This window comes from Kutzneria kofuensis, from assembly GCF_014203355.1.
GTDB lineage: Bacteria > Actinomycetota > Actinomycetes > Mycobacteriales > Pseudonocardiaceae > Kutzneria > Kutzneria kofuensis.
On record NZ_JACHIR010000001.1, the window covers coordinates 3,685,721 to 3,697,778 of the forward strand.

Sequence of the window (12,058 nt, forward strand, 5' to 3'; positions counted from 1 at the left end):
ACTCCCTGTCCTTGGAGGGCCCATGCGCACCCCCAGACGCGCCGCCCTGTCCCGAGCAGCCACCTGCTCGGCCGGAGCATTAGTCCTGCTGCTCTCAGCGTGCACCGCCGGCGGCGGCGGTTCGAACGGCGCGCAGGACGCGCCCAGCGCCGACCAGAAGGTCACACTCACCGTCTACAGCAACTTCGCCGACCGTGAGCTGGGCATTCTGAACAAGGCGCTCGACGGCTTCCACGCGGCGCACCCGAACATCACCATCAACAGCCAGGGCAGCCAGGACGACGACAAGATCACCCAGTCGATCCGCGGCGGCAACCCGCCGGACGTGGCGATCTCGTTCTCCACCGACAACATCGGGCAGTTCTGCTCGTCGGGCGCCTGGCAGGACCTCAAGCCCTACATCGACCGGGACAAGGTGGATCTCACCCAGATCCCCAAGGCGGTGCAGGACTACACCCAGTACAACGGCGTCCGCTGCGCGATGCCGATGCTGGCCGACGTCTACGGGCTGTACTACAACAAGGACCTGTTCGCCGCCAAGGGCATCACCGCGCCGCCCAAGACGATGAGCGAGCTGTTGGAGGACACCAAGAAGCTGACCGAGCTCAACCCGGACGGGTCGATCAAGGTCGCCGGCTTCATCCCGCAGTTCGGCTTCTACGCCAACCACCCGCAGATCTGGGCCCCGCAGTTCGGCGCCAAGTGGCTGGACAGCAACGGCAAGTCCGACCTGGCCAGCGACCCGGCCTGGACGGCGATGTTCACCTTCCAGAAGCAGCTGGTCGACTTCTACGGCTGGGACAAGCTGCAGAAGTTCACCGCCGGGCTGGGCCAGGAGTACTCGCCGGACCACGCCTTCAACAAGGGCCAGGTCGCGATGATGTTCGACGGTGAGTACCGCACCGCGTTCCTCAAGTCGGACGCGCCGAACCTGAACTACGACACCGCGCCGTCCCCGGTCGCCGACGACAAGTCCGACCTGTACGGCGGCGGCTACACCACCGGCACGATCATCGGCATCCCCAAGGGCGTCAAGAACGCCGGCGCCGCGTGGGAGCTGATCAAGTACCTGTCCACCGACACCAACGCGTTGGTGCAGCTGGCCAACGGCCTGGGCAACGTGCCGAGCACCAAGGCGGCGCTGCACAGCCCCGACCTGAAGCTGCCGGCCCAGTTCAACACCTTCCTGAAGGTGTTCGACAACCCGAACCTGGCCAACAACCCGGCCAGCCCCAACGGCGGCGCCTACCTGAAGACGGCCGAGGACCTGGGCTCGTCCTGGCAGAGCGGCCAGGTCAAGGACCTGCACGCCGCGTTCGCCCAGGCGGACAAGACCATCGACGACGCCAAGGCGCTCGGCGGCAACTGATGACAGCGACGCTGCTCGGCTCGGCCGACGCCGCCGCCGCGTCCGTCCCCTCCCAGGGGCGGGCGCGGCGGCGCAGCCGCCATCGGTTGTGGGTCCTGCTCTTCCTGGCCCCGTGGGCCGCCGGCATGGTGCTGTTCTTCGCGTACCCGCTGCTGGCGACGGTGTACTTCTCGTTCACCAACTACGACGGGTTGAACACCGCCGACTTCGTCGGCCTCCGCAACTACGTGTTCATGTTCACCAGCGACCCGATCGTGCGCACCGCCGCGTGGAACACGCTCTGGCTGGTGGTCGTGCTGACCGCGTGCCGGGTGCTGTTCGCGCTCGGCGTCGCGCAGATCCTGACCAAGGTGCGCAACGGCTCCGGCTTCCTGCGGGCGCTGTGCTACCTGCCGTCGCTGGCGCCGCCGGTGGCCGCGACGCTGACGTTCGTGTTCCTGTTCAACCCGGGCACCGGCCCGGTGAACACGATCCTGCACTGGTTCGGCATCGAGGGGCCGTTGTGGTTCAACGACCCCAACCTGTCCAAGCCGTCGCTGGCGCTGCTCACGCTGTGGGGCTCCGGCGAGCTGATGATCATCGTCCTGGCCGCGATGCTGGACGTGCCGGCCGATCTCTACGAGGCGGCGCAGCTGGACGGCGCCGGCCCGTGGACCCGGTTCCGCCGGATCACGCTGCCGTCCATCTCGCCGGTGCTGCTGTTCGGCATCGTCAACTCGATCATCTTCGCGCTGCAGTACTTCACGCAGGCCGTCGTCGCCGGCTCGGTGGCGTCCGGCTCGGCCGACGCCGTCGGCAACTCCAAGCTCATCGGCTACCCGAACAACAGCACGCTCACCTTCCCGGTGTGGATGTACAACGAGGGATTCCGCTCGTACCACATGGGTTACGCCTCGGCGATGGCCGTGCTGCTGTTCATCGTCTCGTTCGCGTTCACCGCGATCCTGATCCGGCAGCTGCGCGCCGGCAAGGCGGAGGCATCCTGATGGCGACCCTGACCGCGACCGCGGCGCCGGCCCGCCCGGCGCCGCGGCGAAAGAAGCGGCACCCCAAGGACATCCTCAACTGGATCGCGGTGCACGCCGTCGCCCTGGCCCTGGGCATCGGCTTCGCGCTGCCGATCGTGTTCGTGGTGCTGACCGCGTTCATGTCCGACCAGCAGGCGCTCACCTCCAACCTGTGGCCGACCTCCTGGCACCCCGAGAACTTCCTCACGGTGTTCCAGAAGGCGCCGATGCTGGAGTACTTCGCCAACAGCCTGCTGTACTCGGTGCTGGCCACCGTGGGCATGCTGCTGTCCAGCATCCCGGCCGCGTACGCGCTGGCCCGGCTGCGTTTCCGGGGCAGCAACCTCATCTTCATGCTGGTGATCGCCGCGATGATGCTGCCGCCGCAGGTGGTGGCCGTGCCGATCTACAGCATGTGGGCCAACCTGCACCTGACCGGCACGCTGTGGCCGCTCGTGGTGCCGTACTTCCTCGGCGACGCCTTCAGCATCTTCCTGCTGCGCCAGTTCTTCGTGACGGTGCCGCAGGACTACTTCGACGCGGCCCGGATGGACGGCTGCAACGAGTTCCAGATGCTGTACCGGGTGCTCGTGCCGATGACTCGACCGGGTCTGGCCGCCGCCGGCCTGTTCACCTTTCTCTACACCTGGAACGACTACTTCGGACCGCTGCTGTACGTGGGCGAGAAGCAGGACAGCTGGACGCTCTCGGTGGCGCTGGCGTCCTTCCGGGGCATGCACCAGGTGCAGTGGAACCTGACGATGGCCGCGACCGTTCTCGTCCTGGTGCCGGTGATCGTGCTGTTCCTGTTCGCACAGAAGTCCTTCGTCAAGGGGATCACTTTCACGGGAGTCAAAGGGTGAAACTCACTGTCGTAGGGGGCGGTTCCACCTACACCCCGGAGCTGATCGACGGCATCGCCGGCCGGCGCACGAGTCTGGACGTGGACGAGATCGTGCTCGTCGACCCGGACGCCGATCGCCTGGCCGTCGTCGGCCCGTTCAGCCAGCGCCTGCTCGACCACGCCGGGCACCCGGCCAAGGTTCGCACCACCAGCGTTCTCGAGGAGGGTGTCGAAGGTGCGTCCGCCGTACTGTTGCAGCTGAGGGTCGGCGGCCAGTCGGCCCGCCGCTCCGACGAGACGTTCCCGCTGGTCTGCGACTGCGTCGGCCAGGAGACCACCGGCGCCGGCGGCCTGGCCAAGGCGCTGCGCACCGTGCCGGTGGTGCTCGACATCGCCGACCGGGTGCGGGAAATCGCCGGCGAGGACACGTGGATCGTCAACTTCACCAACCCGGTCGGCATCGTCACGCGGGCGCTGCTGCAGGCCGGCCACCGCGCCGTCGGGCTGTGCAACGTGGCGATCACGTTCCAGCGCTGGACGTCCGCGCTGCTCGGGCTGCAGCCCGATGACGTCAAGCTGGAGCACGTGGGGCTCAACCACCTCACGTGGGAGCGGGGCCTGATCGTCAACGGCGAGAACGTGCTGCCCAAGCTGATCGCCGAGCACTCCGAGGAACTGGCCGAGCACATCGGCATTCCCGGCGCGCTGATCCGCCGGCTCGGCGTCGTGCCGTCGTACTACCTCAAGTACTTCTACGAGCACGACGAGGTCGTCGCCAAGCAGAAGCACGAGCGGCCGCGCGCCGACGTCGTCACCGAGGTCGAGAACGAACTGCTGAAGATCTACCAGGACCCCGCCGTCGTGACGAAGCCGGAGGCGCTGTCCCGGCGCGGCGGGGCGTACTACTCGGAGGCCGCGGTCCAGCTGGTGCACTCGCTGACCAGCGGCGCCGCCGGCGAGGAGCACGTGGTCAACGTGCGCAACAACGGCACGCTGCCGTTCCTGCCGGACGACGCCGTGATCGAGGTGCCGGCCATTGTGGACAGTCGCGGTGCGACACCGCTTCCGGTCAAGCCGGTCGAGCCCGGGTTCGCCGGGCTGATCTCGCACGTGACCGGGTACGAGTACCTGGCGCTGGAGGCGGCCGTCCACGGCGGCCGCGACCGGGTCGCCGACGCACTGCTCGCCCACCCGTTGATCGGCCAGTACTCGATCGCCGAGAAGCTCGCCGACGAGCTGGTCGCGGAGAACAAGGACCTATTGCCATGGGCCAAGGCGTGAAGGCCGCCGTGCTCGCCATCGACGGCGGGAACAGCAAGACCGACGTGATCCTGATCGACGACGGCGGGACCGTGCTCTCGCACGTGCGCGGGCCCGGCGCGTCGCCGCAGAACATCGGTCTGCACCCCAGCCTCGAATCGTTCAACCGGATGGTGCACGAGGCGGCGAGCAAGGCCGGGCTGGCGACGAACAAGCCGTTCGCCCGGCACACGGCGGCCTACCTCGCCGGCGCCGACCTGCCGCGGGAGGAGGAGATCCTCCAGCGCGAGTTCGGCAAGCTGGGTTGGTCGGACAGCACAACGGTGGGCAACGACACCTTCGCGCTGCTGCGGTCGGGCACCTCCGACGGCGTCGGCGTGGCCGTGGTGTGCGGCGCCGGCATCAACTGCGTCGGCGTGGCGCGGGACGGCCGGGTGCACCGGTTTCCCGCGCTGGGCCGGATCTCCGGCGACTGGGGCGGCGGATCGCAGATCGGCGGCGACGCGCTGTGGCATGCCGTCCGCGCCGACGACGGCCGTGGGCCGCAGACCGCGCTGCTGCCGGCGCTGCTCGCGCACTTCGGCGTCACCAACATCAGCGAGGTCGTCGCCGGCCTGCACTTCGAGGAGATCAGCGGCGACGTCGTGCACGAGCTCTGCCCGCTGCTGTTCCGGGTCGCCGCCGAGGGCGACGAGGTCGCGGCGGCCGTGGTCGAGCGGCTGATCGAGGAGGTCGTCGTGCTGGCGACCGTGTCGCTGCGCCGGCTCGACCTGCTCGGCGAGCAGGTCGACATCGTGCTCGGCGGCGGCGTGCTCACCAACGCCGGCCCCGCCATGATCGGCGAGATCACCCGGCGCTGCCACGAGGTGGCGCCGCTGGCCGACGTGCACCTGGTCGAGCTGCCCCCGGTCGCCGGCGCGGCATTACTCGGGCTGGACGCCATCGGCGCCAGCGCCGAGGTCGAGAGCCGGCTGCGTTCCCACTACGCCCCCGAGGCCGAGGAACGGCTGGTGGCGGGCTGATCCAGACCCCGTGGGTGGGGAGCTGACGGCGGCGGCGCTCTCCATCCGCGGTTCCAACGTTGTCACGACGCCCGAGCCGGGCATCCGGCTCGGGCGTCGTGCTGCCAGGTGGTCGGATGGGGGCGCTCAGCGGCCCGTCGGCGTCCCGGTGTCGGTCGTCGTGGTCGTGGTGGCCGCCGGCGTCGTGGTCGTGGTCGGCGACGGCGTGGTGGTCGTCGTGGGGGCGACCGTCGTGGTCACCGTCGCGCCGACGACCTCGGCCTGGGTGCTGGGCGCGGGCGCCTTGCTCACCGTCACGGTCTTCACGGTCGGGGTGCCGTTGACCGTCACCGTGGAGGCGATCACGGTGACCGGGAAGCCGTCGCCGTCCATGGGCTCGCCGTCGATGCCGTCCTGCCCGCTGGTCGACAGGGGCTGGCCGCCCCGGTCGATGGTGCGGGCCGGAGCCTGACCGTCCGAAGTGGACGCAAGCTGCACGCCGACAACGATCCCGATCACGGCGGCAATGGCCGCGCTCGCGGACACCGCCGATCGCAACGACAAACGCACGGGCTGACTCCTGCTCCATCGACCAGTCGGTCGGACCATCGGGGAGCACACCATGTGCGCTACCAGATGGAGCAGTTACTCACCCGTTCGTGTCAGATATCTCCGCCTTTCGGGGGGTAACCGTCAGCGGCGACCGGCCATCCTGATCATGTCGCCGAGCCGGTGGATCAGGCCGCTGGTGTCGGCGGGCGACAGGGTGGCCCAGTCCTCGCCGTCCCGGCCGCGACCGGACACCCCGAGATACCGCCCGGCCTCGGTGTCGAACCAGCTCAGGCCGGGCATCCGCCGAGCGGTGCCGTGCTCGTCGAACATCGCGCCGGCGAACTGGCCGAGCCGCAGCACCGGATCGCCGAACATGGTGGTCAGCGTCTGCGCCTCGGGGCTGTGCCGGTTGGGCTGCGCCAACTCCTTGGCCGGCACCGACACCTGCTGCCCGGGGCCGGGCTGGTGCGGCGGCAGCAGCGCCACCAGCGACGCCGCCAGCGCGGTGTCGCGGATGTACTCCAGCCGCATGGTGCCGCCCTGCTGCACGGCGAGCAGCGCCCGCTGCCCGACGGCGACGGACGCGGCGTACACCATCAGCCCGCGCTGCCGGTCCAGCGTGGAAATCGTGTCCAGCTGGATGTGCGGGCGGGCCAGCAGCCGCAGCGCGTCGTGCAGGTTGGGGTCGGGCTGGCGGCCGCGCGCCAGCCCGTTCCGCTCCAGGTCCTCGTACACGGCCGTGCGGATCCGCGCGCGCTCGTCCAGGGTCGCCCCGTGGCTGGGCACGTCGAACGGATAGGGCACGGACCCGAGTCGCAGGTCCTCCCACACGATGTCGAACGCGGCGAGCGGGAGGATCGCGATCGGCGGCATCAGTACCCGCCGGCCGGATTCTCACCGATGACGGTCGGCGCGACCATCTGGCCGTCGCCGAACACGTCGTCGGTCTCGACCAGGAAGGTCGGCCGCTTGTGCTCCTTGTCCTCTTCCTTCTTGCCGCCGCGGCCGGCCGCACCCGGGCTCATGCCGGACTGGCCGGCGCCGCCCGTGGCGCCCATGCCGCCACGCGCGCCCGCGCCTTCCGCCGCGCTGCCGGCGCCGGTCGCCGGACCCGCGCCCGGCTTCGCCGCCGAGGACGTGGCCGAGGAGCCCATGCCGCCCGCACCGCCGCGGTAACCGGTGCCGCCGCCACCACCGCCGCCGCCCGGGCCGAAGCCGCCGGCGAGACCGGGGTTGCCCCCGCCGCCGGGGCCGTACGGGCTGTTGCCGCCGGGGGTGTTGGTGTAGTTCGGGGCGTTGTAGCCGGGGTTGCCCAGGCCCGGGTCGTAGCCGGAGATCCGGGTCGGGCCGCCGCCACCGCCGCCGACCGGGCCGGGCGTGTACGTGCCGCCGCCGCCGGGAACCGAGGCCGCCGGGTGGTAGCTGCCGCCGCCGCTCGGGGTGTACGAGCTGCCGCCGCCGTAGCTGCCGCCGCCCGAGGTGCCGTGGTACGCCGCGACGCCGCTGCCCGAGCCGACCGGGCCGGCGCTGGCGACCGTGGTGCTGGCCGTGCTGCCGTCGCTGATGTCCGGCGGCGGCGTGAAGGCCGGGATGGACGCCGACGCCGCCTGCATCGAGGCGTCGCGCGTCTGCACCACCTTGACGGCCTTGTCCTTGGCCTCGTTGGACGCCTGGTAGGTCGTGTACATCTCGACCGGCAGCGTGATCATCGCGATCGGGTTGCCGGCCGCCTGCTCGATCATCTTCGCCGGGTCGAAATCCACCGGGTCCGGCATGTCGGTCTTGGCCTTGGCGGCCGCGTCGACCTGGTCGTGCATGGCGGTGCCGGTCGCGTTGAAGAACTCCGCGGTGTCGGCACTCCAGTCCCGGACCTTGGCCAGGTGCGCGCGAGCGAGGTCGGCGGCCGCACCCTCCCAGTGCGACTGCGACCCGTTGATCGCGGCGTCGAGCGTGATGGCCGCCTCGCGCAACTGCCCGGCCAGCTGCTTCCACTCGTCGCCGGCGGCGTACGCAGCACCCGGGTTGACGTTGACCGTCACGAGCTTCTTCAGCTCCTCGTGCGGCAAGCCCGGGTAGTTCGCGTTCGGATGGGGAACCGCGGGGTGCTGTCCCGTCATCGCTCCATACCCCCTGTTTCGAGAAAACTCATGATGTCGGCAGCTTGGGTTCGGCGGCGGTGGCCAGGTCCTGGACGGACGAACACGCAGTGTCCATCGACTTGGAGTCGGCCGCGACCACCGTGATGTCGAAGCTCTGCGCCGCCCCCAGCGCGACCTCCACGCTGCACCAGCCCGCGGTGTTCGACCGCCACAACTCCGCCTTGTGGCTGCCGACGGTGAGCTGCGTGATGGTCGGGTTGTCCTTCTTCGGCCGCTGCCCCAGCGGATAAGGCAGGACATGCGTGCTGACATCGAAGGTTCCGAGCCATTGGCAGGCACCGGAGTCTGGGTCGATCTTCGCCTGGCCGCTGATGCCCAACTTCGCCAGGCCGTCAGCCGGCAGCACCGCGCACGGATCGAAGCTCGGCGCGGTCGACGCGGCCGCACTCGTCGTCGTGGCCGAGCCGGTGTCGGTCGCCGGCGCTGCGGTGCCGCCCGCAGCCCCGCCACAGCCGGCAGCCGCCAACGCGACACCGGCCGCGACCAGGGTCAGTAGCAAGGAACGACGCACTAGTAGTTACCCGCCCGCTTCACGCCGCCGTGCGCATCCTGGTCGGAGCTCTGGTAGCCGGCGACACTGGAATTGATCACGGCAATGAGCTTGTCCAGATTGTCGGCGAACGCCAGCATCTGGCCGCTGGCCGAATCGGGACCGCCGGACTGGATCAACACATTTCGCTGCGAGATCTGCTGCGCGTAGCCCCCGCCGATCGGCATCTGATCGACGTCCCTGAGCTTGAGCCGGGCCTGCTGCGCGATGCTCTTGATCTCCGCCAACTTGTCGTTGATGACCTTGGCGGTGTCGCCGTCGACGGCGAACTGGCCGGCCTGGGCCGCGCCGGACAGGCCTTCCACCATCGAGAAGAGACCACCGAACAGCCCGCCCCCACCGCCGGACTGCTGGTTTACCCGCTGCGCATACTCGTACGTCGCTTGCGCCGCCGGGTCCATCGACGGCTGGTCCCCTGGTGTCGACATGCCTCTCCCCACCCTGAGTGCTGACGGCTCCTGATGCTAGCGAATCGTCCACTCGGACGCGGAAACCTTCGCCAAGGTTCCCCCGTTGAGAAGAATTTCAGCGCAGTCGGGCGACCACCGTCCGTGCGACCGGGGTGAGCAGGCGTTTCACCGTCTCGCGGTCACCGGCGACCACCCCGCCGGTGGAAATCGTGATCACCGATCGGCCGGCGCGGAAGGACAGATTCCAGGTCGACGGCCCTGAATCGGTCAGGCACGCCGCGCCGTCACCAAGAGTCACGCCAAGAGTCACGGCCGACCCGCCGCAGTCGGTCCGATCATGTTGGACAGTCCACTGTGGTTTGTCCCACACGGTCATGTCCAGCCGGATCTCCCGGTACCGCGGCCCGAGCGAACCGTCGGGCACGACGTTGGACCGCACGCAGCTGGTGCTGGTGCGCAGCCCGGTCTCCCCGTTCCCCTGCGGCACGGTGGCGAAGCCGGCGTCGGCGTACTCCAGCACCAGCGCGGACGGCCCGCCGGGATACGCCTGCTGAAAGGCGTCCGAGGACAGCAGCAGGCACGGGCTCTTCACGCCGGTGAACGGCCCGGTGTGCCGGTACACCGCCGGACCGGCCGGCCCGGCGACCACGGCGTCCACCACGGCCCTGGTCACGTCGAGCACGAACTGGTGCTGGTCCCGTTCGCCGTACACCGGCCGGCGCAGGTCGAAGTTGATCGCGACGGCCAGCTTGGGCCGGCCGATCACCGTGGTCCAGCCGGCGCCGTCCCGATAGGACGACACCTCCAGCCCGCGGTCGTGCCGGACGACGGCGTTGTTCTGCAGCGGCCACGCCCGGGTCTGGTCGACCTTGTCCGCGGTGGTGAACGGGGTCTGCTGCACGGTGACGTTGAGCTCGTCGCCGCCGATCAGCGTGTACCGGCAGTTGCTGATCGAGTCCAAGCCGCCCTGCGGCACCGCGGCGTCGGCCGGCACGTCGCCGTCGAGGTGGCTGTCGATGAACGAGGACCCGGGGTCGATACGCACGCCCTGGTCGCCGAGGGTGCGGGTGGACAGCAGCGCGCACGCGTCGTACGCGGCGGTCTCGCCGTAGTTGAGCGGCTCCCCACCGCCGGGCTCCTGCACCACGACCGGCTGCCCGAGCGGCGGCAGGTCGCCGGGCTGCGCGTGCGACTCGGCGTCGCTGCCGCCGGCGACGACCGCGACGAGGACCATCACCACGCCGGTGGCCGCGGCGGCGACCAGCCACCCGTTGCGCTGCATCACCAACTCCAGGGGCACCGAGAGCGACAGGTTCGACGCAGACAGTAGCCCTTGACGATCACGGCGTGGCCGGCAGCCGCCCGTCGGCCAGGAAGGCGACCTTGAGTGCGTCGTAGCACGCGATCTCGGCGTCTTTGCCCTGGTCGACGTCGATCTGGACGGCGGAGTGGGCGGTCGCGGCGAGGTAGAGCGAGCAGCCGGGATCGGCGGTCTTGATGATCTTCTTTCCGGCCCGGCCGCCCACCGAGGTGGCCGTCGTGCCGGCGGGTAGGGCCAGGTCATCCAGGCCGACCTGGGTGAACAGGCTGACGGTGGCGTAGTAGTCGTCGCCGAGCAACCAGCCGCACGAGCGGGTGGCCGACACATTCACCCCATTGTGTGGCGCGGTGGTGATGCCGAGCGCCGCGCGCCCGCGGTCGTCGATGAGCGTGCACGGATCGACCCCGTCCAGCGACGCCGGGCGCTCCGGTGAGATCCCGGACACGCCGGGGGTGCCGTCGGCGGCGGACGTGGTGCCTCCCGAGGAGCAGGCCGTGAGCAGGAACAGGCCGGCGACCAGCAGGACGACGCGTGGCGACATGGCGCCGACCCTAGTGGGTGCCGATCACCTACGGCGCCGTAACCGACGGTGGCGTAGGTCGAGGTCAACGCGGCATCCTGACTGGTTGGTTGGCCTGTCCAACCATCTGGGGCCAGAGGGAGGAAAGGCAGTGCCGCACCGTTTCAGCACGTTCGTGGCCGTGGGCGACAGCTTCACCGAGGGGCTGGAGGATCTCGGCCCGGACGGCCTGGTCTACCGGGGCTGGGCCGACCGGCTCGCCGAGCTGCTCGCCGCGGACGCGCCCGAGTTCCGCTACGCCAACCTGGCCGTGCGCAGCCGCAAGATGCTGGAGATCCTGACCGACCAGGTGCCGGTGGCGGCCGCCATGAAGGCGGACCTGGTCTCGTTATGCGCCGGCACGAACGACATCATTCGCCCCGGCAGTGACCCGGACCGCATCGCCGGGCTGTTCGACGAGGCCGTCACGCAGCTGGCCGCGGCCGGCAGCCACATCGTGATCTTCACGGGGATGGACACCAAGGGCACGCCGGTGCTGGGCCGGCTGCGCGGCAAGATCGCCACGTACAACGGACATCTGCGCGCGATCGCCGACAAGCACGGCGCGACGGTCGTCGACCTGTGGCCGCTGGAGATGCTGCGCGACTCGCGGGCGTGGGCGGCGGACCGGCTGCACCCCTCGCCGGAGGGCCACCGGCGGCTGGCGCTGCTGGTCGCGGACCGGCTGGGCATCGAGGCCGAGCCGTGGAACGAGCCGTGGCCGCAGATCCCGCCGCTGGCGCGCTTCGCCAAGCGGCAGGAGGACCTGCGCTGGGCCAAGGACTTCTTCGTGCCGTGGATCGGCCGGCGGCTGCGCCGCGTGACCTCCGGCGACGGCCTGACGGCGAAGCGTCCGGAACTGAGCCCGCTGTAGCGGACCCGTTGTGTGGTTCCTACCTGACCCCCAGGTGCAAGTAGGAACCACACAACGCGGTTCAGCCGGCGCTCTCCCCCGAGCGCCGGCTGAACCGACCGGGTGACAGACCCCCCTCTGGGTCCCCCAGCATCACCCGCACACAGCCCGCC

Annotated in this window: 13 protein-coding genes; 6 read left to right on the forward strand and 7 right to left on the reverse strand. The window is 70.2% G+C overall.

Going from position 1 to position 12,058, the window contains the following annotated elements:
* Positions 1-22: 22 nt before the first annotated feature.
* From BJ998_RS16865 to BJ998_RS16885, 5 genes are read left to right on the forward strand one after another with little or no spacing between them, the layout of a single operon-like run.
* Entirely contained in the window at positions 23-1,369 is a 1,347-nt protein-coding gene (locus BJ998_RS16865) for an ABC transporter substrate-binding protein (RefSeq protein ID WP_184862794.1), read from the forward strand.
* Positions 1,369-2,355 (forward strand): carbohydrate ABC transporter permease, encoded by a 987-nt coding sequence (locus tag BJ998_RS16870; protein WP_184862796.1) that lies wholly within the window; start codon positions 1,369-1,371, stop codon positions 2,353-2,355. Before BJ998_RS16865 ends, BJ998_RS16870 begins: the two co-directional genes overlap by 1 nt.
* Positions 2,355-3,239, forward strand: a complete 885-nt coding sequence (locus BJ998_RS16875; RefSeq protein ID WP_184862798.1) for a carbohydrate ABC transporter permease — start codon at positions 2,355-2,357, stop codon at positions 3,237-3,239. Before BJ998_RS16870 ends, BJ998_RS16875 begins: the two co-directional genes overlap by 1 nt.
* On the forward strand, positions 3,236-4,501 hold the full coding sequence (locus BJ998_RS16880) for a 6-phospho-beta-glucosidase (RefSeq protein WP_184862800.1): 1,266 nt from the start codon (positions 3,236-3,238) through the stop codon (positions 4,499-4,501). Before BJ998_RS16875 ends, BJ998_RS16880 begins: the two co-directional genes overlap by 4 nt.
* Entirely contained in the window at positions 4,486-5,502 is a 1,017-nt protein-coding gene (locus BJ998_RS16885; protein WP_184862802.1) for an N-acetylglucosamine kinase, read from the forward strand. Before BJ998_RS16880 ends, BJ998_RS16885 begins: the two co-directional genes overlap by 16 nt.
* 126 nt (positions 5,503-5,628) lie before the next feature.
* Here BJ998_RS16885 and BJ998_RS16890 read toward each other — a convergent pair whose 3' ends face one another.
* The 7 genes from BJ998_RS16890 to BJ998_RS16920 all read right to left on the reverse strand — a co-directional run bounded on the left by BJ998_RS16890 (position 5,629) and on the right by BJ998_RS16920 (position 11,014).
* Entirely contained in the window at positions 5,629-6,051 is a 423-nt protein-coding gene (locus tag BJ998_RS16890; RefSeq protein ID WP_184862804.1) for a hypothetical protein, read from the reverse strand.
* Between the two features lie 123 nt (positions 6,052-6,174).
* Complete coding sequence (locus BJ998_RS16895; RefSeq protein WP_184862806.1) at positions 6,175-6,906, reverse strand: ESX secretion-associated protein EspG; 732 nt, start codon at positions 6,904-6,906, stop codon at positions 6,175-6,177.
* Positions 6,906-8,150, reverse strand: coding sequence for a WXG100 family type VII secretion target (locus BJ998_RS16900; protein WP_184862808.1), 1,245 nt, complete (start codon positions 8,148-8,150; stop codon positions 6,906-6,908). Before BJ998_RS16900 ends, BJ998_RS16895 begins: the two co-directional genes overlap by 1 nt.
* A 28-nt stretch (positions 8,151-8,178) precedes the next feature.
* Entirely contained in the window at positions 8,179-8,703 is a 525-nt protein-coding gene (locus BJ998_RS16905; protein ID WP_184862810.1) for a DUF3558 family protein, read from the reverse strand.
* Positions 8,703-9,143 (reverse strand): hypothetical protein, encoded by a 441-nt coding sequence (locus tag BJ998_RS16910; RefSeq protein WP_184862812.1) that lies wholly within the window; start codon positions 9,141-9,143, stop codon positions 8,703-8,705. Before BJ998_RS16910 ends, BJ998_RS16905 begins: the two co-directional genes overlap by 1 nt.
* A gap of 124 nt (positions 9,144-9,267) precedes the next feature.
* Complete coding sequence (locus tag BJ998_RS16915) at positions 9,268-10,434, reverse strand: hypothetical protein (RefSeq protein WP_184862814.1); 1,167 nt, start codon at positions 10,432-10,434, stop codon at positions 9,268-9,270.
* A gap of 58 nt (positions 10,435-10,492) precedes the next feature.
* Positions 10,493-11,014 (reverse strand): DUF3558 family protein, encoded by a 522-nt coding sequence (locus BJ998_RS16920; RefSeq protein ID WP_184862816.1) that lies wholly within the window; start codon positions 11,012-11,014, stop codon positions 10,493-10,495.
* A 130-nt stretch (positions 11,015-11,144) separates the two neighbouring features.
* Between BJ998_RS16920 and BJ998_RS16925 the strand changes: the two genes are divergently transcribed.
* Positions 11,145-11,906: an SGNH/GDSL hydrolase family protein gene (locus tag BJ998_RS16925; protein ID WP_312890158.1), complete on the forward strand. Its 762-nt coding sequence runs from the start codon at positions 11,145-11,147 to the stop codon at positions 11,904-11,906.
* Positions 11,907-12,058 lie beyond the last annotated feature (152 nt).

Excerpts from the sequence above, each read along its gene's own strand:
- BJ998_RS16865 (WP_184862794.1), top strand. The coding sequence starts at position 23 with ATGCGCACCCCCAGACGCGCCGCCCTGTCCCGAGCAGCCACCTGCTCG.
- BJ998_RS16910 (WP_184862812.1), bottom strand. The coding sequence starts at position 9,143 with ATGGACCCGGCGGCGCAAGCGACGTACGAGTATGCGCAGCGGGTAAAC.
- BJ998_RS16920 (WP_184862816.1), bottom strand. The coding sequence starts at position 11,014 with ATGTCGCCACGCGTCGTCCTGCTGGTCGCCGGCCTGTTCCTGCTCACG.
- BJ998_RS16875 (WP_184862798.1), top strand. The coding sequence starts at position 2,355 with ATGGCGACCCTGACCGCGACCGCGGCGCCGGCCCGCCCGGCGCCGCGG.
- BJ998_RS16915 (WP_184862814.1), bottom strand. The coding sequence starts at position 10,434 with ATGCAGCGCAACGGGTGGCTGGTCGCCGCCGCGGCCACCGGCGTGGTG.
- BJ998_RS16895 (WP_184862806.1), bottom strand. The coding sequence starts at position 6,906 with ATGCCGCCGATCGCGATCCTCCCGCTCGCCGCGTTCGACATCGTGTGG.
- BJ998_RS16900 (WP_184862808.1), bottom strand. The coding sequence starts at position 8,150 with ATGACGGGACAGCACCCCGCGGTTCCCCATCCGAACGCGAACTACCCG.
- BJ998_RS16885 (WP_184862802.1), top strand. The coding sequence starts at position 4,486 with ATGGGCCAAGGCGTGAAGGCCGCCGTGCTCGCCATCGACGGCGGGAAC.
- BJ998_RS16870 (WP_184862796.1), top strand. The coding sequence starts at position 1,369 with ATGACAGCGACGCTGCTCGGCTCGGCCGACGCCGCCGCCGCGTCCGTC.